We start from the raw sequence: 23158 nt of genomic DNA, 5'->3' as shown, positions 1-23158 counted from the left end.
GACTAAATTATGATCATTTTAGGCGATAAAAGGAAAAAGTTGATTGATAATTTGAATTTTAATGAATCTTTAAAGAAGCTCGCTGCGGGAGAATCAGTGCATGATGAGCTTGATTTTAGATGTTTAAAACTCAAATATTCCTTGGAGCCGGAGAATTTTTATCCAGTGGAACTTGATGTGGTCCCGTTGTGGGAATCGGACACGTCAATCACTGGTTTTTATCTTGATGAAAAATCAGAACCGGTATTTATTCATTATTATGTTGAAGATATCGACGAGTACAAAGTAGTGGGTAAAAGTGTTGCTGATTTGGTGGAGTTTCTAGTAGAAGAATACGTTGAGTATGATTTTGAAAATGAAGTTAGAACTTTGTTGTTAAAATCTGACTAATGTTCAGCTGTTCCAAATGATGCTATTTCTGAAGACATAATAATTTGATAAGTAAGCCAGAATCTTCGCTGGATTATTCGGAGTCAATCCATCATTGTAATGGTTCAGCCTGATCTTGTTATAATGATCAATCAGATAACCTGATATGAGGGTGTTCATAGTTCTGTGTCTATTCAGTTCTGGCCGCCGGGTATCATATACAAATCGCCTCGGGTTCATTTCAGACCCCAGCATTTTGAACAGTTACTCGATTTGTCAGCGGCAACGGTTAGTCGACACCAGGTCATTACGACACACTCTATCTGGCTGCGGATACGATATTTTACCCGGTTGACTATGGGCTACTTGAGCCCGCAGACTACTGGCTGGGCACCTCCTTCAGTACAGGCTCCCGAGCAAGGATAAGTGATAAAACAAACCGACTTTTCAACAGCTTAGAGAGCGACTATAACCAGTTTTCTCAGTATTGGAATGATGATAACTTTAAGCAGGCTGGGTATTTGGTTGGGGGATACGTTTCATCCCTGGCTCCGGGTAAGAAAGCTTTCTCAAATGTTGATTTAAAACCTGATGTTACGGATGCTATTAGAAGAACAGATGTTGCTGACCGTAAGACGCTGGATGACTTTCCTGAGTTCAATGCGTTGAACCATAAAAAAGCCGCTGTCGGCGAATATAATGCCCATGCATTGATGATGGAGAATGGGTTTACACCACTAGGTAAGACTGATGGTGTTTATAAGCCCGGGTCTAATGGTATTGACGGGATTTACCGTCACCCGAATCCGCCGCCGGATTTTGTCATCACTGAGGCGAAATATAATAAAGCGCGTTTGGGTAAAACCAAAGATGGCAAGCAGATGAGCAATGACTGGTTAACACATGAGAGATTACAGGAGGCTGGTTTGAGTCGAAAAGAAATCCGTAAAATTAGGGATGGGTTAGATTTCGCAGATGGGAGTGTCGAAAAATACCTGATTCGCAACAAACCGGATGGTGCGTTGGTTGTGAAACGGTTAGATAAACGTGCGAATATTGCCAGTAAAGCGTTAGATTTAGAGAGTGAACTAGGATTATGACAATGAGAGTAGCGTTAAAGACGAAGGAGTACTTTGATGAGATTTTTGAGTTTACGATGGAATGTGTCGAGGAAGATATCGCCACTTTGCAATCAAACACTAAGTTAAAGCCATATAATCGTCTAGCGGTTGCGTTTAGGATGGTCACATACTTGCTTGATATGATGCACATTCGTTATTCCCGCGGTGACGCGATTCAAACGCTTGAGCAGCATCTACCTCGGGCTTTAGAATATCGTGAGTGGCAGAAAAATTATGCTGATACCCTGCCGGAAAGTGAACAGTCAGACCGAGTAGGTTGGGAAGAATTGCGTCAAGATTATATGGGCCGTTTTTTTAAGTGGTTCGCGTTTGCTTATTGTGTGGGAATGGGGGATACCTACTATCGGAAAATGCTGGACCTAACAGGGAACAAGGGACTGGATATCTTGTTTGACAGCATTGCGGTCAAGCTTGGCGATACAGAGCGCCCGATAGGCAGCAAACTGCTATATCCTAAGCGTTTCAAGCCATTGTACCAAGTGATTGATGCTGAGCCGGCACAGCGACCAGAGCTGATGAAGGCCTACCTCGATGCCTGGTATGATCTGATTGGTCGTCCGGACTACCATTTGATGGATACTGATGCTTACGATGGCTATTGGTGCTGGGAAGCGGCATTAGTGGTGAAACTCTATGACATTGACGACAGCAGTTTCAGTGATCACCCATACTATCCTGTCGATTTAGTGCATTACAAGGAGTCGTAATGTTGCGCGATACAAGACGTCCACATGACTATTTTTCTGAATTATTAACGGATCTGGACGAAGCCATTGAGGAAACGCAGCAGGCGTTGGACGAGGATGAATTTCCCTTGCCGGCGGAGCAGGTGGATGCAGCGCAGCAGCTATACCAGCTGGCCATCATGCGTGCAGTCGCTCATTACTCAGCCGGGGCTACCAGAGCACAGTTAAAGCCTGTCGTCGAAAGCATCTTGCTACTGCGCCGTCAGTTAAAGGATAAAGCCGACGCATTGCCGGATGAACATCAGGTTTACCGCCGTCCGTTTGAACAATTTGGTCTGCAGGCGAAGGCTGACGGCTCAGACAATGTGAACCGTTACATTTATGCGCTATGGTGGCTGTCGCTCTTAGTCGCGTGTCAGGTAGACAGCTCCCACATCGCAGCGGCGCTGGACCTCATCAATAACTCAGGCCGGGACGCCTTACTTGATCGGGTCGCGATATCCCTGGGCGATAGTCGCCGTGAATCCGGGGCAGGGTTGTTGTATCCTGAGCGTTACCAGCCCCTCTACGATGCCTTTGATGCAGCGCCGGAGCAACGACCGGCGCTTGTTCGGACATTTTTAGAAAGCTGGTATGCCAATAATGCGGATACCGACTGGTATGAAAGTCATTTGTGTGACTGCGAATTTGTCTACACCGACTATTACACAGGTTACTGGTGCTTTGAGGCCCTGTTGGTGGCGAACCTGCTGAATATAGATGACAAGTTGTTGAAGACTCATCCTCACTATCCAAAAGATTTGGCTTTAAGCGCCGGTTAGCCGTCTCAGTCATATCAGTCTATCAACCGGAAAAGGCAGCGTCATCTTGCCTTTTTCGGTACTTATCGTTTTGCACAAATGAATCGGATATTGTCATAAAAAGCCGACCATCCAATCCGCCAGAAGCGGGCTGAGACGTGGAGCTCGTGCGGCCAATTGACCTTCAGCAACTACTTTACTTATGACGAGCTGGGGCGTTTAAAGCACGCCAACAAACTGGTTTTTGCCAAAACCCCGGCAGGTGAGCTGTTCCCGCGTTTTGACGGGTTTGGGAACCCGGCAGATGATAGCGTGGAGGTTGAAGATGACCGTCTGCTGCGCACGGAGACCCACCTTTACCGGTATGACAAATACGGGAACCAGGATCGCGTACAGAGTGATGCAGGCTACGAGCAGCGTCAGTTCAACGGTCTAAACCAGCTGGTGAGTGTCAAGACAGGTGGTAAATACTGCCAGTTTCTGTATGACGCGCTGGGACGCCGCAGCGCCAAGATCAGCGAGGAGGGCCGAACCGACTTTCTGTGGGATGGCAATCAACTGATCGGAGAGTACCGCAATGGCGATTTTACCTGGTACCTCTATGAGCCGGGGACGTTCAATCTGATTGCGATGTGCCGCCAAGGGCAGGTGTACAGCTACCACCTGGATCATTTGGGTACCCCGCTGAGCTTAACCGACCCGCAAGGTCGGGTGGTGTGGCAGGCGGAATATCAGGTGAACGGTGATGCAAATGTCATCATTGATGACATTCCGAATCCCCACCGCTTCCAGGGCCAGTATCATGATCCGGAAACCGGGCTGCACTACAACCGTTTTCGCTACTACGACCCGGATGCAGGGCGCTTCATCCACCAGGACCCCATCGGCCTGCTGGGCGGCATCAATCCGTACCAGTACGCCCCGAACCCCATCCAGTATGTTGATCCGCTGGGGCTGAGTTGTAAGGAGGGGGAAACTCTCGGTAAGTCAATGTCCTTGCCAGAAGTGACTGGAAATTATGCAGTGGGAACTGCAGAAGTGCTTTTGGCTGGTGCTGTAAATACGGCTGTCAGCTCTTTTGCTGGCCTAGCCGGTATTGTTGATTTAGCCCTTGGGGGCGACCTTTCGAGTTCTGCTGCATTAATTGAGAAAATTCAAGCCAACTATAGCTATATACCGGGCTCTACTGGTGCTCAAATGATTACCGAGGATTTAGCTGAATACGTTAATGCATATGAGCAAACGATGAGTGCGGCAGGGGATAGTGTGCTTGATGCGACAGGGTCGCCATTAGCCGCAACGTTGACGCATAAATCGGTAGAGATCGCCGCAACATTGGTCGGTGGTAGTTCAGTGCTGAAATCAGCCAAAGGGTTGAAAGTCGTCCCCAATAAGGCACCGCCGGGGCAGTTTCATTCGAATGGGCTTCCGTTTAAGATTGAAAGAGTTGTTGATGCTAAACCCGAGCTCTCTGATGTTACGAAAGGCGTTGATGATGTTTTGACTGAGTCGGGGAATGTGGTAGAGTTCGCCGATGGAGTAGCTAGCGGTAGGGGGCTGAACAGTGAAGCAGCTGCAATTTCGCGAATGTCTGAAGGACGGTTTATACCTGATGACTTTGGCGTTAGCTCCATAGCTAGTGATCCAAAACTCCACTCTTTATGGACAGAATCTTTGCAGAATGCGTCTTCATGGGGTGGTAGGCAAAATGCTTATCAGAAGTACTTGAAGATAATTGAGCAAGGAGGAACTCCAACTGGAAAAGAGTTGAGTAATGCATTTAGTACTGTTCAGGGTTACTTTCGTCGTGGAGCTGATAAAGAAGGGATTGAAATTCCGACGGGTGATATCCATCACTGGAATTTCAACAAATCGACGTTTTCGGATCAGGTTTTTGATCCCCGAAATCTGTTCCCTACTAATAGTAAAATTCAGCACAACAGCATGCACTTGAACTTAGGGCCAAGCAATGGGATTGATTACAATGGCCCAATTCTCACCTCAAGCGAATTGAAATTTGATTCAAGCTTTTTCCCATTGCCGCCTGGATTTTTTGATTAATAAGGAGTGCACATGGATTATATACAGTTTCTATCTAAATATGGATATTCACAGGAATTGGTAAACATTGCAAAAGGATTGGTTGATGTACCGAGTTATACGGTACAGGCACCATCAGACTTAAGCTTTGGGTTTCCTCCTGTATTGATACCGTTGTGGAGTAATGCGAGTTGGCCTGGTTATATTGGTATTACTAAAAATTGGTTTGGTAATCGGCAAGATACTTTTGTTCAATTTTATGCAGATGAGTTTTCTTTTGTTGAAATAGCACGAAATTTTGATCAGTTAAAAGCGTGGATGGTTTTTGATTTTTTATGTAATGTTCCAAACCCTGATGAAGTTGGTCGTTTTGCTGAGTCAATTGGTTTTTGCGATGCTGATGAAGTGGAAAGTATTTTTGCTGACTGTGAGGATGTATCGGACTTGGCTGCGTTGAATGTTTTTGAAGATGATTTACCCCCAATTATTGAAAAAGGGGATGAATTCGGTGTGCCAGAGTGGTTAATGAAAACATCAGGGGTTAATGAAATTAAGAGGTTAATATCTACTGAGCAGTACGAGGACGCTTGGTGTCAATTAAACAGTGCTGTAATTAGTAAACCTGATGTTGTGGATATACTAGAATTATTATCCCATCATGTGCCTGAAAAGGATGCATTCAAAGATTTAATTACTTGTTGGTTGGCCAGTAACCTTTAAATTAAATGTAAGCAGCTATTTTCCCCCACATTCGGATAACCACGATGACCTGATATAGCTCCTTCACTATCGGAGCTACATCATCAGGCAACAGTGCCGTCTTGTTTCCAGACACAAACCTGAAAAATATTCTTGGCTAAATCGATACTTACAGATTTAATATCCATGACGGATGCTTCTTTACGTTGAACTAAGCGTTAGCAACTTAATTCTGGCGCATTGACGCCGAGGAGGGGCGTCCATTACATCACTACTAATGTTCTTTCTACACAAGCTAAGAATGTGGTACGTTCCGAAGGTAGTAGAACTACTGCAAATATATGGTCAAGAAATATCCAGTTTGAAGGTCGGAGAGTGCATTAGAGAGATGGTTTATTCGATCCTTTCAGAGTTGATGGGAATGGTATGACTAATATTGAACGAATGGAAAAAGGAAGGGCGCCAATCGGGCATGGCGATGAGCCTGTTAATTTGCACCACTTAATTCAAAAAGAGCCTGGTACAATAGCTGAAGTTGGAGGTTATTTTCATTCAAAGCAGACGAAAACTCTTCATATACCACAATTTGAAAAAGTTGATGGTAAATGGGAACGACGAAATAATTATAGTTTCAGAGCTCATGATGGAAAGAAGTCGACATAGCCTCTAACTAAATCTGGTAAGGCCCTGAAAACACCAGCAGAAAAGAACGTTGTTAAGTGGAGTTCAAACTACTGGAAGGAAAGAGCAAAGGATTTTTAATTATGAGAAAAAATACTCTTTGAAATATGTTGAGGAAATGTTACATGGTGTTGAAGATCTAACCACTGGGACACATCATGGTGATGATGAAATATTTTTTGCAGAAAGGACATTAAATTTAAGGTTGCCTGAAAGTTTTAAATATTTTTTGGGAAAATGGGGTAATTTATCCTTTGGTTCAATTGAATATTATGGTCTGACTAATACTTCAGATTTTAACCATGCGGGGATTCCTAATTTTGTTTGGTTTACTCTAAGGAAAAGAGAATAAGTCGGATTGCCTAATAATCTTGTTGTGTTTCAAAATGATAATGATGAAGTATATTATTGCTTGGATACTGACTCTTTGGCTGACGGTGAATGCAATGTAGTATCGTGGAATAATATCGACAGATCTATTGGTCAGAGTTTAAATATTGGATTTATTGAGTTTATAATCGACGATGTTGAAGAGTATATTGATATTATGAACTAGTTTAACGTGTGTTTATAAATAGTAAGATGCATGAGGAGGTCCACTTTTCGAGGATGAACAATTTGGTCTGCAGGCGAAGGCTGACGGCTTAGACAATGTGAACCGTTACATTTATGCGCTATGGTGGTTAGCGCTCCTAGTCGCGTACCAGGTGGACAGCTCCCACATCGAAGCGGCACTGGACCTCATCAATAACTTAGGCCGAGACGCCTTACTTGACCGGGTCGCGATATCCCTGGGCGATAGTCGCCGTGAATCCGGGGCAGGGTTGTTGTATCCTGAGCGTTACCAGCCCCTCTACGATGCCTTTGATGCAGCGCCGGAGCAACGACCGGCGCTTGTTCGGACATTTTTAGAAAGCTGGTATGCCAATAATGCGGATACCGACTGGTATGAAAGTCATCTGTGTGACTGCTAATTTGTCTACACCGACTATTACACAGGTTACTGGTGCTTTGAGGCCCTGTTGGTGGCGAACCTGCTGAATGTAGATGACAAGTTATTGAAGACTCATCCTCACTACCCAAAAGACTTGGCTTTAAACGCCGGTTAGCCGTCTCAGTCATATCAGTCTATCAACCGGAAAAGGCAGCGCCATCTTGCCTTTTTCGGTACTTATCGTTTTGCGCAAATATAAAAAGTTGGTCACCTAACCCGACGGAAGCGGGCTGAGATGTGGAGCTCGTGCGGCCAATTGACCTTCAGCAACTACTTTACTTATGACGAGCTGGGGCGTTTAAAGCACGCCAACAAACTGGTTTTTGCCAAAACCCCGGCAGGTGAGCAGTCCCCGCGTTTTGACGGGTTTGGGAACCCGGCGGATGATAGCGTGGAGGTTGAAGATGACCGTCTGCTGCGCACGGAGACCCACCTTTACCGGTATGACAAATACGGAAACCAGGATCGCGTACAGAGTGACGCAGGGTACGAGCAGCGTCAGTTCAACGGTCTAAACCAGCTGGTGAATGTCAAGACGGGCGGTAAATGTCAGCACCAGTGCTAAATTACCGTAAATCGCCAAAATAGAATGTCCGCTCAACCCAGCATGTACTCTCCTTATCATGTCAGTGCAGGGTAACTTTGTTTTTAAATTCTCGATTAATTACAAAGGCATAGCTTGCCCCTGTTTCCGCGGCGTAGCGTATATCATCGCGCTGGAAGGTTGCGATATTACCAGTGGCAATCACGGCACTACAGTTCCCACAACTCAGTGCTTTCTCCATTAAGACTTCGTCGGAAAGCCCTTTCTTGTTCTTGAGCAGTAGTACTTTGTTGATATCAATCCCGGCCCCTTTTAGTAATTGCTTGTCGATCATTGCTTCCTCGCCAATAAACATGATCCAGCGGCTTTGTTGGCTGGCTTGCTTGAGTAGTCGTAAAAAGTAGGCCAGCTGGGCTTGTGCTTCGTCTGAAAAACAGACTTCAATCGGGCAGTTTACTGGTTGGACGGCTGACGGCGAGTGACTATAAGCTGCACAAGTCGATTTGTAGAGCTGAGATGCAGTGACTGATTGCGAGTTATCGAAATGCGTTGTCATTGTTTGTCATCCTTACCAGTGGTTATATGTACATGCTGTATGTGTATACAGTAGTTTTATTCAGGCAGGGTTGCAAGCTTTTTTGTGATGAAGTCTCCTGAAACTTGAAGCGTTTAAGTTGGGTTGGGATCAGTTCGAAATGAATTTAAGTTTTTGATCTTAAATATTTTCATGTGATTTTCTGTTCATGTTTCTATCTCGGGATGGCGCTGAAATTTTTTGCTTTGAACACTCAAACTTTGACGAAATTCACGTTGCGGGTGGGTGGGTTTATACGGGGATATACAGTACTGAACAGTGGTGAACCGCTGTGTGATGAGAATGGGTGACTGGCTTCAGGGGAAACTTAGACGGCATTTGACTGAATGAAGCAGCCCGAGACGCTGCTTCGTTCTGTAAGATATAGCGGCAATCAAGCAGCTTTCACCACTTGGTTTCTCCCGTTTCGTTTGGCTTGATAGAGAGCATTATCCGCCATCTTCAGGGCATCTTTCGGCGATATGGTGTCGATTTGGCACTGAACGACCCCCAATGAAATCGTGATATAGAAAAGATTCGTCATTTTATATTGAGCCACTTTTTGGCGTAAGCGTTCGGCAATGCGTTCGGCGATATCCAGTTCCGTATCTGGCAGGAAAATGAGGAATTCCTCCCCGCCGCAGCGACATAGCGCATCATCTTTTCGGGAACTGTTGCGCATTAATGCCGCCAGGGATTTGATCACTTGATCACCGACATCATGACCGTAATGGTCATTGATCTGCTTGAAGTGATCGATATCGAGAGAGATCACGGCAAAATTTTGCTGTGAATTTTGATAGTAATCCAGAACCTTTTGCATGCCTCTTCGGTTATATAAGCCAGTCATCGGATCGGTATGGCTGTCCGTTTGCAGCCGTGAGATCTTTTCGTTGAGTAGGCTCATGCCCTTGAGAATGGCGCTCTTGAGCAGAGCTGATTCAAAATACCAGGAACGAATAGACTGAATTCGCTCCTGTGCCTGTTTTTGATCCAAAATTCGGGCGTTGTTCGCAAGTTCCTTGAGTGGTCTGGCAATCAAAAAGGCTGATATCCAGATGAAAACTAACGTGATTAGGGTTAAGGGGAGGGTCTTGACTGAGAAGACCTGAATTTGTTCCTCAAGTTTGGTCAGGGTGACGGCTTTGGGTCTTTGCGCCACCACGCCCCAGCCGGTGCGGGCGATTGGGGCATATCCGGCCAGCATGTCGATGCCACGGGAGTTGGTTAATTCAGCCTGTCCGCTTTGCTGCTTGATAACGGCCTCAAGGAAACCACTGATGATGACCTTTTCTCCAATTCGGCTGGGATCCTGGTGGTAGAGCAGTGTGCCGCTTGGATCGACCACATAGACATAGGTGCCGTCCTGGTAGTAGTGCTGTCCCAGTAAGTTACCAAGAATGCCGTTTTCCTGAAGGTAAATAGTGCCGGCGACGTAGCCCTGATAGTGACCATCGGGCGTAAAAATTGGGTGGGAAATACTGACGAGGTAGTTGCCCGCCGGTGAGGTAAATGGGTTCGAGATGACAGGCTTTTTGGCATGGAATGCAGCGATTGCGTCGGGGACCGAGAGTTGTCTTCCTTTCAAATTCAGAACGCTGGGCGATGCTGCAACAATGTTAGCATTGACGTTTACAATAAATACGGAGTCGAAAAGCGCATTTTGTTTATGTAGTCGTGTCGCTTCTGTTTGCAGAAATGTTTCATCATCCATACGCGAAGCGATCAACTCAGCACTATATTGAAGCTGGCTTTGGGCGACGGCAAAAAAGTTGTCGGTATCTTTGGCCAGTTTGGCGGAATAAGCCCGGTTAGCTTCCAAGGTATTGCTGATCAATAAATCGCGCTGCACCTGGTAGGTGGCATTGAAACTGTTACCCAGTGTGATGATGACGCTGAGCATTGCCAGCGAAAGGATCAGCAGGCGCAAGTTTAGTCGTTGCAGGAAGTAAGGTGGTCTTGTTCTTTTTGTGCTCAAGGGAAGCATCTCCAGGGGCATGAAGGGCAATTTTCGGCATGATTCATTTATTGTTGTTATTTCTGAGGTGAGCCTTCGATCTTCAACTCGATCTCTGGCTCTTCTCGGTTGGGGGAGAATAATAGGGTTAACAGGAGCTTAAGGCAAAGGGTGTTGCATAGTTTGTGGTTTATGCGGGGTTGTTGACGTAAATGCGTCAACTTTATGACGATATGGTGTGACACAGCTATCATGCGGCATATGCAACGTGGTCAAAATAGTTGTGCTGGACTTGAACTGGTATCCAATATTACTTGAGCGATCGTTCAAGTATGTCTATAGTGGTGACAAGATTTACATGGACTGATGGGGCCTGTTCGGCTAGGAGAGAATATGTCAAATGAATATGTAGTACCCAAAGTGTGGACGATGGATACAGAAAACGGCGGGGAGTGGGCAAGTATAAACCGGCCTGAAGCCGGTGCTCGATACGATCAGGCGTTGCCTGTCGGCTCGCATCCGTTGCAGTTGTATTCTCTGGCGACACCGAACGGGCAGAAAGTCACGATCATGCTTGAAGAGCTTTTGGCTGATGGCGTCGCTGAGGCTGAATATGATGCCCACTTGATTCAGATTGGTGAAGGAGAGCAATTCTCGTCCGGTTTTGTTGCGGTCAACCCGAACTCGAAAATCCCTGCACTGGTTGATCAATCCGGCACTGCACCTGTGAATGTGTTTGAGTCCGGCGCCATTCTTTTGTACCTGGCGGAAAAATTCGACCGTTTTCTGCCGAAAGAGCTGGCGGCCCGGACCGAGGTGATGAACTGGTTGTTCTGGCTTCAGGGCTCTGCACCGTACCTGGGCGGTGGATTTGGACATTTTTATGCCTATGCTCCGGAAAAGTTTGAATACCCGATTAATCGTTTCGCGATGGAAGCGAAGCGTCAACTGGATGTTCTGGATAAGCAATTGGCCCGTCATTCGTTCATTGCCGGCGAGGAATACACGATTGCGGACATCGCGATTTGGCCATGGTATGGCAACCTGGTGCTGGGTAAGGCATACGATGCCGCTGAGTTTCTTGATGTTGAACGTTACCAAAATGTGATGCGCTGGGCGAAAGCCATTGAGCAACGCCCGGCGGTTCAGCGGGGGAGAATTGTTAATCGGACCTGGGGTGAGGACTGGGAAATGCTTGCTGAGCGCCATACTGCTGCAGACATTGATGCCGTGCTGAAAAATCGGCCATAACCGAGACGTATGTCTTTGTGATTCAGGTTGTGATGCGCTGTGACTGCCTCAGTCACAGCGCTTTTTTTAGAAATGTGCTTCAGATTGCATTGTAGGAATACCAGTGAACGTCCGTAGCCCTGCCGGTTTCAGAGATTGCCCGGCTACCGGGCGGCGTCTGTAACCCGCATAATCGCGTCTACTGTATTTTTCCGGCCACCCAGCTGTAACCCATTGATGACGATTTTATTTCCCAAGTGTTAATGTTTTTCGCATAACTCATTGAAAAATGATACGAAATGATATTCAATCGATTGATGTGGTGCTTCGTGCGCATCATTCATCGTTTGTGGGAGCGTGACCCAGGGGCGGTAGCGTGGGACATGACCATGCCGGATGGATTTATCATGGCTGAGCCGCCCCTCAACTTCACCAATTCTGCATTAGATTAACCTTCAGCCCGTGTGGCTCTTTTCTTATCCCTGTTGTAGGGCATTTGTACTGGCACAGATTGACTTGCCCTCAGCAACATCCAATTCAATGGAGCAGGAACAAGCATGCCTAAAGCGAAAATTGCCTTGGAAATTAAAGGCGATACGTACAATCCGTTTCCGGAGCCTTTTAAAACCCGGCTGGGTAGCGCCGAGTGTAAAAATCTGGGGGATTCGTTTGGACTGTCGCAGTTTGGGGTGAACCTTGAGATTTTACAGCCTGGTGCCCAGTCGGCTTTGCGGCACTGGCACACCGAGTCAGATGAGTTCTTATATGTGCTATCCGGCGCCTTGGTGCTGGTGACCGATGAAGGTGAGCAGGCATTACAGTCGGGGATGTGCGTCGGCTTTCCTGCGGGAGAGAAGAACGGGCATCACTTGATCAACCGAAGCTCTGAAATTGCTACCTTCATCGTGGTTGGCAGCCGGGTGAACGGCGATGAAGCCGTGTATCCGGATGATGATTTTAAATGGGTCGTCACCGATGACGGAGAATGGATCGCATCGCGAAAAGATGGCACGCCTTATCAGAAATAGCACTTGATGAAATAGCGCTTTGAATGATTTTTTAGATGAACGTTTTGCTTTGAATGTAGGGACATATGATGAATTCGCGGCTGATGGTCTTGCTTGTTTTTTGCTTTCTGGGGTCGTTATCCGCGAATGCGGCGGCGGCTGACTATCACGTCGGATTTCGCAAAGTGATGGTTGAATCCCGGGACACCGGCGAGAAATCCCCGATGCCGGTGGTGTATCCGACGCAGATGCCCGAAACCCGGGTTCAATTCGGACCATTTGCCATGGATCTTGCTATCGGAAGTGAGATCTCTTCCGGCCATTTTCCGTTCGTCATTATCTCTCACGGTTCGGGCGGCAGCAATTTGGCGCATCGGAGTATCGCCTTTGCCCTGGCCCGAAAAGGGTTTGTGGTCGGCATGCCGCTCCATCCGGGAAACAACTTTCAGAATAATCAGGCCGAAGGGACGACGCGCAACTGGCAGAACCGGCCGAAGCATCTTCGCGCAGCCATTGATGCATTAGTGGCGCACCCGCAGCTGTCCAAGAGTCTGGATGTCGGGAGTATTGCGGTGATTGGGCATTCCATGGGCGGCTATACAGCGTTAGCGGCTGCCGGGGCTGTCGCGGATACCGGCCAGATCATCGAGCAGTGTACAACACAGACGGACTTGAAAGACCCGTTTTGCCTGAGTGTTCAGGGCAACCAGCTCGCGGCGGTACGGATTGAAAATCCCAAAGACCCGCGCATCAAAGCCGCGGTGCTGATGGCGCCGGTCGGGTTGGCTTTTCACGCCGCAGATGCTTTTGCGAAGGTTGATATCCCGATGCTGCTCATCCGGGCCGAAAAAGATGAAGAGTTAACGGAGCCCTATCACTCAGCGGTGATTGCGGCAGGCTATACAGGGAAGACACACAATACCGGCAAAGCGAAGCTCACTGAGGTGACGATTCAAAATGCCGGCCATTACGCATTTATTACGCCGTACCCTGAATCCATCAAAGCAGAACTCGGGGTGGTTGCCCAGGATCCGGCGGGGTTTGATCGGCACGCGTTCCACCAAGAGTTGAGTGCCATGATTGTGGAATACCTGACACAAACCCTGAAAAACACCGAATGAATCCACACCGAACAGACAGGGAGACGACAAGATTGGACGCATTAATTGCTCAGTATACCGGCGCAGACGAAGACGCGCGCTTGGTTCGTCAGTACATTACGCGCATGGAGTTTGACACCACGATGCACGCTTTGGCCCCGTACCTTAAGGCGGGGGCAAGTGTGTGCGAGTTGGGTGCTGCGACTGGTCGGTATGCGCTGACATTTGCGCAAATGGGGTGTGATGTCACGGCGGTAGAGCTGGCTCCGGAGCAAGTCGCGATATTGCAGGCAAAGGCCGACTCTCTGGGCGTGTCGCTCAAATTGTTTGAAGGCAATGCTTGTGATGTGCCGATGATCCCGGATACGTCGCAGGATCTTTGCGTGATCCTGGGGCCGCTCTATCATCTGCAATCACCAGCCGAGAGGGCGCAGGTGATTGGAGAGGCCAAACGAATCCTCAAGCCGGATGGCGTCGTGGCCATTGCTTATATTTCGAGGTTCTTTGTGGCCGGGTTGTTCGCGCAAAAGTTTCCTGAGTTGATCTGCCCGGAGGTGCTGAGTCAATTGCTGGAGAACGGCCTCGTAACCGATCCCAGGGCGGATTCTTTTTTCCGGGTCGGGTATTTCTCGACACCCCAGGAAATGGAGCAGCTACTGACATCCAACGGATTTCATGTCTCAAGTCACCTGGCGACGGATAGTATTGGTCGCTACATCGCCGAAGGCGTGAATCAATTTACGCCAGCGCAATATGATGCCTGGCTTGCCCATCATTTAAAAACATGTACAGAACCCACATTGCTCGGCGCCAGCAATCACGGCTTAGTCATTGCGACGTTTGCCGGTAATGAGGGGCACAACGAACATCGATTCGATAAGGAGAAATAATGAAATACCCGGTAGAAGGTTCATGCCAGTGCGGCGGTGTGACCTATCAGCTTCACGCAGCGCCCTTGATGGTGGTTGCCTGTCATTGCAAAGCGTGCCAAAAGCTCTCAACCAGTGCGTTTAGTATTACTGCGGTCGTAAATACGGCGGATATTGAATTTCAGGGAGCACTTGCAGAGTGGAGCCGAACCGCGGACAGCGGCAATATCAATGGCGCAAAATTCTGCCCGACTTGTGGTAATCGTATCTATCATTTCAACCCGGATGAACCCGACAAGATTAAACTGAAGCCTTCCAATTTATCAGATACGAGTTTGATCCAGCCGACCGCTCATGTCTGGGTCAGCCAGAAACAGGAGTGGTATACCTTGCCTGAGGGTGTGGCTGTGTATGATGAGCAGCCATAAGTTTCCGAGTTTTTGTTGATTTTTCAGGAAAAGAAGTCATGTGGATAGAAAATAAAGTCTTAGAAGGTCAATACGTCACACTGGAGCCGCTGAACGACGCGCATATTGTGCCGCTGCAGCACGCCGTGCAGGATGGCGAATCCTGGAAATTGTGGTATGCCAATGTACCGCGTGAAGATGAAATTCCTCAATATGTGGCGCAAGCCATTCGGCAAGCAGAAACAGGGGATATCGCATACGCCGTTCGTGCAAAACTGAGCGATGAAATTGTTGGGACCACACGCTATTACAATGTTGAAAGTGCCCATCGACGAGCGATGATTGGTTACACCTGGTATGCAGCATCCGTTCGGAGAACGCCGATTAACACAGAAGCCAAGTTCCTGCTGCTGAACAATCTTTTCGAGTCCTGCGCCGGAATCGCTGTAGAGTTTAGAACCCACTTTTTTAATCAGGCTTCCCGGGCAGCAATCGAGCGTTTAGGCGCTAGGCAGGATGGTATCTTACGAAATCACCAGATCATGAAAGATGGCTCGTATCGAGATACGGTCGTTTACTCGATTATCGCCAGCGAGTGGCCTGCCGTAAAAAACAACTTGCTAAGTAAGCTCTGTAAATAAAAGGGCTGAGTGTATGATCCCTGAAGCGGGTGGTTCGGGGATAAGCCAGCCGCGATGGACCGCGTGATTGGTGTGACAGTCAAATGGTGTGACACTATCAATATGATATTTGGAGAGAGTATGAATTCGTTATCAAGAGAGACAATTGTCGCAGCAGAAGAAGCCTTGAAGTCTGCAATGTTAATTTCAGATACCCAGATGCTTTCTGAACTACTGTCTGACGATTTGGTGTTTGTGAATCACTTTGGTCAAGTTGTCACCAAAGCGCAAGATTTAGCCTTGCATCAGTCGGGTCAGTTGCAGTTAGAGGCGATTGAACTCTCCGAGATGACCGTTCAGTTGATTGCGTCAGTTGGTGTGGTACAAGTGCGCGCGAAAATTCACGGAACCTACGATGGTATGGATGCCAGTGGTGACTTTATGTTTTCCCGCGTCTGGGCACCTCAGGGCGGGCGTTTGCAAGTCCATGCCGTGCATTCGACGCAAGTTGCATCATAAACTATTCAGGGGCATTTATTTCAACAGAACGATCCGGTTGTGATTGGTGCACCGGGCCGGGTGGTCCGGTTGGATCCGACGGGGAAAGTCGTTGCGGCTGTCTATGTTGATATTATGCCTTTTGAAGGCGGGTTGATCCGGCATATGACCAAAGTCTGAAACGACGTGGTGAGCATACAACAACTGGAATGGACCTAATCTATCTGGCCCGATTCACCGGAAATCGCCCGGATTGGACGGGCGGCCACTGATGCCGGAGATTTGTTTCGGATATATAGTGATCCGGATACCAACCTATTTCATCCCGCTGGCCCTTATCCCAATGTTGACTATGCTGAGTCGGTGTTAGTGCAGTGGTGATTTCACTGCTGCGCTACATTTCTGGGAATGACAAGAGCGCAATGGGAGGATGTCCATGCTTGAACACGAAAAGGAGACAGAGCGGAGCGATTGGCGCGCTAATGTGTTGAGTCAGGTCCGCGAGCTGATTCTGAATGCGGTGCCGGAAATGGTTGAAGAGCGTAAGTGGTGTAAGCCCAGTAACCCCGCGGGGGTGCCGGTCTGGTCTCATTCCGGAATTGTTTGTACGGGAGAAACCTACAAATCCAAAGTCAAGCTGACGTTTGCTTATGGTGCTGCACTGCCGGATCCGGCTCAGTTATTCAACGCCGGCCTTGAAGGGAAAGTCAGGCGTGCAATCGATATTTACCAGGACGATACCATAGACACGGAAGCGTTGAAGGCATTAATTCATGCCGCAGTGCATCACAATCAAACATTGAAGCAAAAGACTTAATTTGTCTTCAGGCTCAATGCCGGTGTAGATTTCGTCGGTGGTGTTTTATGATGCCAATGGCCTTAGTGAATTATTGGAGAAAATTAGATGGAAGCCTTGTTCAAATCTTATTCCGAGAACAATGAAGCAGTCTTAAGAGCCATTGCCCATATGCCGACGCAAAGTTTACCAGTGTTGATTGGCCAAGACTTTGTTCAAGGATTAACGGATGCTGATTATATGCGAATTGCCGTTTACCTCGCACAAAAGAGTGACGAAGAAGGGGGGTGCCCGATTGGCGCAGTGATTGTTGACAATACAACAGGGCAGATTGTTGGCAAAGGACATAACACCCTGATTCAGGAAGATCACCCTTATAATCATGGGGAAACCTCCGCCATTCGGGATGCGGGACGCATCGACTTTAGCCAAACAACCTTGTTTACCAGCCTGAGCCCGTGCGATGTCTGTGCGACCTTACTGTATATGCGCGGCTTTAGCCGGGTGGTTGTCGGCGATGTCACCAATGCTGGTGGGAATGAAGCCTTACTTCGGGAAAAGGGTATTCAAGTTGATATTCTGGAAGATAAACTGGGTATCGAGCAGTATGCAAAATTCCGAGCTGAAAAACCAGACCAGGACTTAGAAGACTGGCAAGGGCTCAGTGCGGTAAAGAATCAGTGCGGTTAAAAGTTTCGCAATAAAATGTAAGTTAGACGAAGTATAAAGTCGTATTACCCTAAAAATTCGACTGAAATATTGAACATCCAACCTCGTGTATTCAGCTTTGAATATGGCTGAATGCGCGAGGCTTTCTGTTGCACGTTTCGCGGAGGATACTATTTTAAGAATGCTCTTTTAACACTCATTGTCGTTATTGAGAAGTACATCGAAAAAAGCTGTCGCACACAGAAGGTACACACCGGGATAGGGGATGCCTGTGATAGATTTCAAGTTGATTCGGGTGAGATGAAGCATACGAAAACGCGAATCCCAAATCATTCCGGACTTCTATACATAGGGAGAGTGTAAGATGGCGTATCTGGTTGACTACCAAATCACAGTTATGGTTGTTGGTTTCGTTGGGCTGTTGATGTTTATTCAACTGCTCATGGCAGATGTGATTGCTTTAAAACAGAAGCATGTGCCGGGTTATCCTGTTGAACACAATCATGACCATTTGCTGTTTCGTGCCACACGGGCGCATTTGAATATGAATGAAAGTGTGGCGATATTTATTACGTTTGTGATATTCGCTTTATTGTCGCAGGCGTCACCGAACGTGGTCAATATGAGTGCTTTGGTCTACCTGGTGTCTCGAATTGCGCACATGACTTTTTATTATTTAGATATCAAACTGGCGCGCAGCATCGCATTTGGCTTGAGTTTGTTTAGTCTGGTCGCGGTGTTTATGGCCGGTATCATGCGGTGGCTATAACGAGTTTTACCCTCTCAAATAACAATGAAAATGGAGTTCTATGATTAAATTTTATGCCGTACTCATACATGTGTTGTTGTGGTTGAAAGTCGCCGGTTCACCGATGTGTGGCGGTATTTTCCTGGCCGGTCTTATTTGTATTGCACGTGATCAGGTCAGCCTTCCCCTGGTGGCTACCATGGGTGGTATTGGCTTCGTGATAGGCGCGTTCTGGGCTGAGCGGGTCAGAAAAAATATGGGCTTGATAGCTTTTCATGGTCGCCTTATTGTCCATCCTGAAATTGATGGCGCGTGTGTAAAGCCGATGAAGCGGTTCTGAATTTTTTATGGGTAGGTTTAGGACTAATCGTCGATAGAGGCCAAGGAGTTGTTAGTGAAAATTGCAATATTGGACGATTATCAGAATGTCGTAAAAGACCTCAAATGTTTTGAGTTATTGCGTCATCATGAGGTGACGGTGCTGACGGAGACATTCCATGATGAAGATCGACTCGCAGAACAGTTAGCGGGCATCGAAGCCTTGGTGCTCATTCGTGAAAGAACTCAAATCACCGAATCTTTATTAGCGAAATTACCTGATTTGAAAGTCATCAGTCAGACTGGGAAAGTCAGCAATCATATCGATCCGCAGTTGTGCGAACAGTACGGGGTGAAAGTGCTGGAAGGCGTTGGATCCCCTGTTGCGCCATCGGAATTATGCTGGGCATTAATCATGTCTGCATCTCGGCATATTCCGGCTTATGTTTCCAATCTTCAACAGGGTCATTGGCAGCAGTCCGGTGAATTGGGTTTGGGCCGCACTTTAAACGGGCTGATTGTAGGCATTTGGGGTTATGGGAAGATAGGTCAGCGTATTGCACAATACGCCAAAGCCTTTGGTATGCGGGTGTTGGTTTGGGGGAGCGAGGCATCCAGGAGTAAAGCCACAAGCGATGGCTTTGAAGCGGCAAGTTCAAAAGAGCACTTTTTCCGTTCTGCCGATATCGTCTCGTTACACCTGCGCTTAAATGATGTGACGAGAGGTTGTGTCACCAAGGCTGACCTGGCATTAATGAAACCGGATACATTATTTGTTAACACGAGCCGGGCGGAGCTGGTCGAGCCCCACGCCTTATATGATGAACTCTCTCGCCACCCCATCAAACAGGCGGCACTGGATGTTTTCGAGAGTGAACCTGTGACGACAGACAACGAGCCGTTGCTGAGTTTGCCGAATGTATTAGCCACACCGCATTTGGGCTACGTCGAACAGAGCAGTTACGCGCTTTATTTTCGAGTGGCATTCGAAAATTTACTGGCTTACACGCAAGCACAGTCAGCGCAATAGTCATTCAGCGCAATCATCATAAAGAATCATGAGAAACAGGGCGTTTATGTTTACACAGGAAGTGAAAGAAGGGTTGGCGCTGGCATTAGTTCAGCCTTCATTTGCAAAGCAATATCTGAAAATTGTCTCGCAAGAGCGAGACTATCTCGGACAATGGTTGGTTTGGCCTGCGCATGCAGATTCGGAAGCGTTTTTTCTGACCTTCATTCAGAATGCGCTACAAGGCTATGCGGCCGGAAAGTCGCTGACCTGCGCGATGATCGTTGAGGGACAAGTGGCCGGTAACATCAGTTTTAATACGATTAACACCGAGCTGAAGAAAGTCGAAATCGGCTACTGGTTGAGCAAGCAATATCAGGGACAGGGCATCGTCAGTCAGTCGGTGGAGAAAATGATCGAGATTGCTTTTGAACAATTGGCGATGGAAAAAGTCCAGATCTCAGCCGCGGTCGAGAATCGACCGAGCCGCAGGGTGTGTGAGCGTTTGGGGTTTGAGCTGGAAGGCGTGATTACCCGAGCGGAAAACCTCAATGGACGGACCGTTGACCACGCGGTCTATGGATTGAGCCGGGCAAAGTGGCGTGGATAAAAAACGGAAGCCAGGCTTCCGTTTTGAATGTTCTTGCCAATCGATATGTGATTACAGGCTGTCGAGAATGGTTTCAGCGTTGCTGACTTCAAAGCTTTGTGGCTCTTCGACATTAAGCTGGGTGACCACGCCATTGTCGATAATCATGGCATAGCGCTGAGAACGGAGGCCGCCGAACCCGGCTGTATCCATCTCAAGGCCCAGTGCTTTGGTGAAGCTTCCATCACCGTCAGCCAGCATCATGATCTCAGAGGCATTTTGATCATCCCCCCAGGCTTTCATGACGAAGGCGTCGTTGACCGCAACACAAGCAATCAGATCCACACCTTTGGCTTTCAGCTTATCGGCATTGACGACATAGCCCGGCAGATGTTGCTCAGAGCAAGTCGGGGTAAATGCGCCAGGCACGGCAAACAGCACCGCTTTTTTATTGGCAAATAATTCGGCGACTTCATGGGTGACCATGCCATCTTTCGTGAGTTCGCTGAGCGTGACTGCCGGCAGCTTTTGTCCTTGTTCGATCATTGTGTGTCCTTCAGTTGGATGAACATACACACAGTCTAGTCTCAAAACAGGGTGATAAAAAGGCATAACCTTTGGGGTTTTTCTACCGATGCATAACAAGCAAGGAGGTACGTGATGACAAGCAAACACTCGGGCTCATGCCTGTGCGGAGCCGTCAAGTTTGAGGTTCAGGGGAGCTTCGACAGCTTCTATCTCTGCCATTGTAGTCGGTGCCAAAAGGATACGGGTTCAGCCCACGGTGCGAATCTGTTTTCTGCGACAGCGCAGTTAACCTGGCTACAGGGGCAGGCCTTCGTGAAAACGTTTCAGTTACCGTCTACCCGGCACTGCAAGTCGTTCTGCGCTGAATGCGGTTCAGCCTTACCGAATGTGCAGATGGACGGGACACTACTCGTCGTCCCGGCAGGAAGCCTGGATAGTCCGCTAGTCAATCGGCCTGATGCGCATTTGTTTATGTCGAGCAAGGCTGAATGGGATGAGCGCCTGGATAGTGTGAAGCAGTATGAGGCACTACCGTTTTAAGGCGGCGGATGAAAACCTGATAAGAACACGAGAGTAAAAATTCATGAAAACAGTGCTTTGTTACGGCGATTCGAATGTTTGGGGTTATATCCCCGGTGGTGGTCGATATTCCTGGGAAACCCGATGGCCCGGGCATTTATCGACATTGCTGGGGGATTCCTTTCGTGTGTTTGAGGAAGGCCTGAATGGCAGAACTACCGGCGTTGAAGATCCGCTTTTTTTCGGCAGAGACGGTGGCAAATACCTACCGATTGTTCTGGAAACCCATGAACCGCTTGATGTGGTGATTATCATGCTTGGGACGAATGATCTGAAATGTCGTTTGAACCGGACGCCGGAAGCGATCGCTCAGAGTGTGAGCGATTTACTGGAGATGACTCGGACACAGTTACAACCGCAGCCGGAGATCATTTTGATTGCCCCGCCACATATCAGAGTGTCCCATAACCATGAGATCAATCTCTCATTTCAGGGGGCATTAGAGGCAAGTCAGCAGCTATCGCCAATTTATGCTGAACTTGCTGCGCAGTTCGGGTGTCACTTTATCGATGCTGCAGCTCACTGCATATCAAGTATTGACGATGGCATTCATATGGATGCGGTGAATCACCGGGCGCTGGCGGAAGCCGTGTTGAATCAACTGAAAGCCTTATAAGCCGGATACTGCATCGTGTTGGAACTTTGAAATAGGACAGGCAGGGACCCTTGATGAACATGCGCCACATAGTTAGAGCAACGATCTTCTTTTCATTCAGCAGTATTTCTGCCGGTTTGCAGGCAAGCACGATACCCGCGAAAACCTCGCAAACATTAGCACGCTCCGACCAATCAACAATCACCTATTATGTTACACGCTCGGCGTCGGCACTTGAAAGCAAATCGCTGCTAGTGCTGATCCAAGGGTCTGACTGTAATAGTGTTTATCATAACACCCTGATAAACGACACCTTTCCTGCCGTCCTTCCGGGGGCCGATGTTCTGACGGTGGAAAAGTACGGCATCGATGCCAATCTGGCCTGGGTTGAGAAATCTGAACGGGAAGATTGCCCGGCGAGTTATATCCAGAATGATTCGCCCAGCCAGCGGGTTGAGGATTATCAGCAGGTGCTGGATCACCTGACGGCGCAAACCGCCTATGACAGAGTGGTTCTGTTGGGTGGGAGTGAAGGTGCTGTTGTGGCGAATTTGCTGGCATCCGAAAGTGACGTTGTGTCGCAGAGCGTGGCGTTGAACGGCGGCGGACGTTGGTTTGTGGAAGATGTTCTCCATAGCATGAAGGCGTCGATCCCGTCTGAGGCAGCTTATCAGGAGAGTGCCGAAGGGTTTATGGGGTTCACCCGCCATGTCGCGACCAGCGAACCGTTTGAAATGAACGTCAGTGGTCATGGCTATCAGTGGTGGCGGGAGATGCTGAAACTCGATCAAACCGCTGTGATTGCAGCGGTCGATGTCCCGGTCATGCTGGTTCAGTCCGAACAAGATCTCAGTGTCTCACCGCAGCTCGCGCAGGAGCAGGCCAGGGAATTAATGAAAGCTAAGTCGAATATCACGTATCAGTCCTATGCTGGATTGGATCACGCATTCAAGCAAGCGGACGGCACCAGTGAGGTGGATCAAGTTGTCCGGGATATCGAACAGTGGCTAGCGAAACACCATTAAAAATCATCATGGTGCACTGTTATAGCCAAAAATCATGCTATCTGTGCGTCTTTGTTCAAAATTATTCTGTAATCATGTGCAACGA

27 protein-coding genes and 2 pseudogenes are annotated in these 23158 nt (G+C 48.0%); 26 read left to right on the top strand and 3 right to left on the bottom strand.

The window, feature by feature from the left end:
• Nucleotides 1-9: 9 nt before the first annotated feature.
• The 10 genes and pseudogenes from NNL38_RS08795 (at nucleotide 10) to NNL38_RS08745 (ending at nucleotide 7976) form a co-directional block, all read left to right on the top strand.
• Nucleotides 10-390 (top strand): hypothetical protein, encoded by a 381-nt coding sequence (locus tag NNL38_RS08795; RefSeq protein WP_255387683.1) that lies wholly within the window; start codon nucleotides 10-12, stop codon nucleotides 388-390.
• Between the two features lie 500 nt (nucleotides 391-890).
• Nucleotides 891-1469 carry a hypothetical protein gene (locus NNL38_RS08790; protein WP_255387682.1) on the top strand — a complete coding sequence of 193 codons (579 nt, stop codon included), beginning with the start codon at nucleotides 891-893 and terminating at the stop codon, nucleotides 1467-1469.
• Nucleotides 1470-1471: 2 nt separating this feature from the next.
• Nucleotides 1472-2218: a PoNe immunity protein domain-containing protein gene (locus tag NNL38_RS24740; protein WP_304414180.1), complete on the top strand. Its 747-nt coding sequence runs from the start codon at nucleotides 1472-1474 to the stop codon at nucleotides 2216-2218.
• A complete protein-coding gene (locus tag NNL38_RS08775) occupies nucleotides 2218-3018 on the top strand; it encodes a PoNe immunity protein domain-containing protein (RefSeq protein WP_255387681.1) in 801 nt (266 codons plus the stop codon). Before NNL38_RS24740 ends, NNL38_RS08775 begins: the two co-directional genes overlap by 1 nt.
• Before the next feature lie 156 nt (nucleotides 3019-3174).
• On the top strand, nucleotides 3175-5058 hold the full coding sequence (locus NNL38_RS08770; protein ID WP_255387680.1) for an RHS repeat domain-containing protein: 1884 nt from the start codon (nucleotides 3175-3177) through the stop codon (nucleotides 5056-5058).
• Nucleotides 5059-5070: 12 nt separating this feature from the next.
• Nucleotides 5071-5757, top strand: coding sequence for a hypothetical protein (locus NNL38_RS08765; RefSeq protein WP_255387679.1), 687 nt, complete (start codon nucleotides 5071-5073; stop codon nucleotides 5755-5757).
• A gap of 405 nt (nucleotides 5758-6162) precedes the next feature.
• Entirely contained in the window at nucleotides 6163-6399 is a 237-nt protein-coding gene (locus tag NNL38_RS08760; RefSeq protein ID WP_255387678.1) for an HNH/ENDO VII family nuclease, read from the top strand.
• 136 nt (nucleotides 6400-6535) lie between these two features.
• Nucleotides 6536-6973: pseudogene (locus tag NNL38_RS08755) on the top strand (SMI1/KNR4 family protein).
• Nucleotides 6974-7070: 97 nt separating this feature from the next.
• A pseudogene (locus NNL38_RS08750) lies at nucleotides 7071-7526 on the top strand (PoNe immunity protein domain-containing protein).
• Between the two features lie 120 nt (nucleotides 7527-7646).
• Nucleotides 7647-7976, top strand: a complete 330-nt coding sequence (locus NNL38_RS08745; RefSeq protein ID WP_255387677.1) for a hypothetical protein — start codon at nucleotides 7647-7649, stop codon at nucleotides 7974-7976.
• 61 nt (nucleotides 7977-8037) lie between these two features.
• Here the strand turns inward: NNL38_RS08745 and NNL38_RS08740 are convergent, their stop codons facing one another.
• Entirely contained in the window at nucleotides 8038-8511 is a 474-nt protein-coding gene (locus NNL38_RS08740; protein ID WP_255387676.1) for a cell division inhibitor SulA, read from the bottom strand.
• A 412-nt stretch (nucleotides 8512-8923) separates the two neighbouring features.
• The gene (locus NNL38_RS08735; RefSeq protein ID WP_255387675.1) at nucleotides 8924-10507 is read right to left on the bottom strand and encodes a sensor domain-containing diguanylate cyclase; all 1584 of its coding nucleotides are present in this window, start codon (nucleotides 10505-10507) and stop codon (nucleotides 8924-8926) included.
• A 372-nt stretch (nucleotides 10508-10879) separates the two neighbouring features.
• Between NNL38_RS08735 and yghU the strand changes: the two genes are divergently transcribed.
• The 13 genes from yghU to NNL38_RS08670 all read left to right on the top strand — a co-directional run bounded on the left by yghU (nucleotide 10880) and on the right by NNL38_RS08670 (nucleotide 20367).
• Nucleotides 10880-11737: a glutathione-dependent disulfide-bond oxidoreductase gene (gene yghU / locus NNL38_RS08730; RefSeq protein ID WP_255387674.1), complete on the top strand. Its 858-nt coding sequence runs from the start codon at nucleotides 10880-10882 to the stop codon at nucleotides 11735-11737.
• A 536-nt stretch (nucleotides 11738-12273) separates the two neighbouring features.
• Entirely contained in the window at nucleotides 12274-12744 is a 471-nt protein-coding gene (locus tag NNL38_RS08725; protein WP_255387673.1) for a cupin domain-containing protein, read from the top strand.
• Between the two features lie 65 nt (nucleotides 12745-12809).
• Entirely contained in the window at nucleotides 12810-13844 is a 1035-nt protein-coding gene (locus NNL38_RS08720) for an alpha/beta hydrolase family protein (RefSeq protein ID WP_255387672.1), read from the top strand.
• 32 nt (nucleotides 13845-13876) lie between these two features.
• Nucleotides 13877-14713, top strand: coding sequence for a class I SAM-dependent methyltransferase (locus NNL38_RS08715; protein ID WP_255387671.1), 837 nt, complete (start codon nucleotides 13877-13879; stop codon nucleotides 14711-14713).
• The gene (locus tag NNL38_RS08710; protein WP_255387670.1) at nucleotides 14713-15120 is read left to right on the top strand and encodes a GFA family protein; all 408 of its coding nucleotides are present in this window, start codon (nucleotides 14713-14715) and stop codon (nucleotides 15118-15120) included. Before NNL38_RS08715 ends, NNL38_RS08710 begins: the two co-directional genes overlap by 1 nt.
• A 38-nt stretch (nucleotides 15121-15158) precedes the next feature.
• The gene (locus NNL38_RS08705) at nucleotides 15159-15740 is read left to right on the top strand and encodes a GNAT family N-acetyltransferase (RefSeq protein WP_255387669.1); all 582 of its coding nucleotides are present in this window, start codon (nucleotides 15159-15161) and stop codon (nucleotides 15738-15740) included.
• Nucleotides 15741-15794: 54 nt separating this feature from the next.
• Complete coding sequence (locus tag NNL38_RS08700; protein WP_255387668.1) at nucleotides 15795-16238, top strand: nuclear transport factor 2 family protein; 444 nt, start codon at nucleotides 15795-15797, stop codon at nucleotides 16236-16238.
• Nucleotides 16239-16653: 415 nt separating this feature from the next.
• The gene (locus NNL38_RS08695) at nucleotides 16654-17034 is read left to right on the top strand and encodes a DUF1801 domain-containing protein (RefSeq protein ID WP_255387667.1); all 381 of its coding nucleotides are present in this window, start codon (nucleotides 16654-16656) and stop codon (nucleotides 17032-17034) included.
• 87 nt (nucleotides 17035-17121) lie between these two features.
• A complete protein-coding gene (locus NNL38_RS08690) occupies nucleotides 17122-17703 on the top strand; it encodes a nucleoside deaminase (protein ID WP_255387666.1) in 582 nt (193 codons plus the stop codon).
• A gap of 343 nt (nucleotides 17704-18046) precedes the next feature.
• Nucleotides 18047-18451, top strand: a complete 405-nt coding sequence (locus NNL38_RS08685) for an MAPEG family protein (protein WP_255387665.1) — start codon at nucleotides 18047-18049, stop codon at nucleotides 18449-18451.
• Nucleotides 18452-18491: 40 nt separating this feature from the next.
• On the top strand, nucleotides 18492-18770 hold the full coding sequence (locus tag NNL38_RS08680) for a hypothetical protein (protein WP_255387664.1): 279 nt from the start codon (nucleotides 18492-18494) through the stop codon (nucleotides 18768-18770).
• Nucleotides 18771-18824: 54 nt separating this feature from the next.
• Complete coding sequence (locus tag NNL38_RS08675) at nucleotides 18825-19778, top strand: D-2-hydroxyacid dehydrogenase family protein (RefSeq protein ID WP_255387663.1); 954 nt, start codon at nucleotides 18825-18827, stop codon at nucleotides 19776-19778.
• Between the two features lie 46 nt (nucleotides 19779-19824).
• Nucleotides 19825-20367, top strand: coding sequence for a GNAT family N-acetyltransferase (locus NNL38_RS08670; protein ID WP_255387662.1), 543 nt, complete (start codon nucleotides 19825-19827; stop codon nucleotides 20365-20367).
• A gap of 51 nt (nucleotides 20368-20418) precedes the next feature.
• Here the strand turns inward: NNL38_RS08670 and NNL38_RS08665 are convergent, their stop codons facing one another.
• Entirely contained in the window at nucleotides 20419-20892 is a 474-nt protein-coding gene (locus tag NNL38_RS08665; protein WP_255387661.1) for a peroxiredoxin, read from the bottom strand.
• A gap of 114 nt (nucleotides 20893-21006) precedes the next feature.
• Between NNL38_RS08665 and NNL38_RS08660 the strand changes: the two genes are divergently transcribed.
• The 3 genes from NNL38_RS08660 to NNL38_RS08650 all read left to right on the top strand — a co-directional run bounded on the left by NNL38_RS08660 (nucleotide 21007) and on the right by NNL38_RS08650 (nucleotide 23073).
• A complete protein-coding gene (locus tag NNL38_RS08660; RefSeq protein ID WP_255387660.1) occupies nucleotides 21007-21414 on the top strand; it encodes a GFA family protein in 408 nt (135 codons plus the stop codon).
• Between the two features lie 43 nt (nucleotides 21415-21457).
• On the top strand, nucleotides 21458-22069 hold the full coding sequence (locus tag NNL38_RS08655) for an SGNH/GDSL hydrolase family protein (protein ID WP_255387659.1): 612 nt from the start codon (nucleotides 21458-21460) through the stop codon (nucleotides 22067-22069).
• Nucleotides 22070-22302: 233 nt separating this feature from the next.
• Entirely contained in the window at nucleotides 22303-23073 is a 771-nt protein-coding gene (locus NNL38_RS08650) for an alpha/beta hydrolase family protein (protein ID WP_255387658.1), read from the top strand.
• Nucleotides 23074-23158 lie beyond the last annotated feature (85 nt).

Origin of the sequence: Photobacterium atrarenae (genome assembly GCF_024380015.1) — a bacterium.
In the GTDB taxonomy this organism is placed as follows: domain Bacteria; phylum Pseudomonadota; class Gammaproteobacteria; order Enterobacterales; family Vibrionaceae; genus Photobacterium; species Photobacterium atrarenae.
This window is presented reverse-complemented; position numbering and strand designations above follow the sequence as displayed.

Bases quoted from the DNA above. Each gene is read 5' to 3' on its own strand.
- NNL38_RS08655 (WP_255387659.1), top strand. From the start codon at position 21,458: ATGAAAACAGTGCTTTGTTACGGCGATTCGAATGTTTGGGGTTATATC.
- NNL38_RS08670 (WP_255387662.1), top strand. From the start codon at position 19,825: ATGTTTACACAGGAAGTGAAAGAAGGGTTGGCGCTGGCATTAGTTCAG.
- NNL38_RS08695 (WP_255387667.1), top strand. From the start codon at position 16,654: ATGCTTGAACACGAAAAGGAGACAGAGCGGAGCGATTGGCGCGCTAAT.
- NNL38_RS08710 (WP_255387670.1), top strand. From the start codon at position 14,713: ATGAAATACCCGGTAGAAGGTTCATGCCAGTGCGGCGGTGTGACCTAT.
- NNL38_RS08720 (WP_255387672.1), top strand. From the start codon at position 12,810: ATGATGAATTCGCGGCTGATGGTCTTGCTTGTTTTTTGCTTTCTGGGG.
- NNL38_RS08705 (WP_255387669.1), top strand. From the start codon at position 15,159: ATGTGGATAGAAAATAAAGTCTTAGAAGGTCAATACGTCACACTGGAG.
- NNL38_RS08760 (WP_255387678.1), top strand. From the start codon at position 6,163: ATGACTAATATTGAACGAATGGAAAAAGGAAGGGCGCCAATCGGGCAT.
- NNL38_RS08660 (WP_255387660.1), top strand. From the start codon at position 21,007: ATGACAAGCAAACACTCGGGCTCATGCCTGTGCGGAGCCGTCAAGTTT.
- yghU (WP_255387674.1), top strand. From the start codon at position 10,880: ATGTCAAATGAATATGTAGTACCCAAAGTGTGGACGATGGATACAGAA.
- NNL38_RS24740 (WP_304414180.1), top strand. From the start codon at position 1,472: ATGAGAGTAGCGTTAAAGACGAAGGAGTACTTTGATGAGATTTTTGAG.
- NNL38_RS08775 (WP_255387681.1), top strand. From the start codon at position 2,218: ATGTTGCGCGATACAAGACGTCCACATGACTATTTTTCTGAATTATTA.
- NNL38_RS08690 (WP_255387666.1), top strand. From the start codon at position 17,122: ATGGAAGCCTTGTTCAAATCTTATTCCGAGAACAATGAAGCAGTCTTA.
- NNL38_RS08685 (WP_255387665.1), top strand. From the start codon at position 18,047: ATGGCGTATCTGGTTGACTACCAAATCACAGTTATGGTTGTTGGTTTC.
- NNL38_RS08795 (WP_255387683.1), top strand. From the start codon at position 10: ATGATCATTTTAGGCGATAAAAGGAAAAAGTTGATTGATAATTTGAAT.
- NNL38_RS08740 (WP_255387676.1), bottom strand. From the start codon at position 8,511: ATGACAACGCATTTCGATAACTCGCAATCAGTCACTGCATCTCAGCTC.
- NNL38_RS08745 (WP_255387677.1), top strand. From the start codon at position 7,647: ATGTGGAGCTCGTGCGGCCAATTGACCTTCAGCAACTACTTTACTTAT.
- NNL38_RS08680 (WP_255387664.1), top strand. From the start codon at position 18,492: ATGATTAAATTTTATGCCGTACTCATACATGTGTTGTTGTGGTTGAAA.
- NNL38_RS08765 (WP_255387679.1), top strand. From the start codon at position 5,071: ATGGATTATATACAGTTTCTATCTAAATATGGATATTCACAGGAATTG.
- NNL38_RS08725 (WP_255387673.1), top strand. From the start codon at position 12,274: ATGCCTAAAGCGAAAATTGCCTTGGAAATTAAAGGCGATACGTACAAT.
- NNL38_RS08700 (WP_255387668.1), top strand. From the start codon at position 15,795: ATGGACCGCGTGATTGGTGTGACAGTCAAATGGTGTGACACTATCAAT.
- NNL38_RS08665 (WP_255387661.1), bottom strand. From the start codon at position 20,892: ATGATCGAACAAGGACAAAAGCTGCCGGCAGTCACGCTCAGCGAACTC.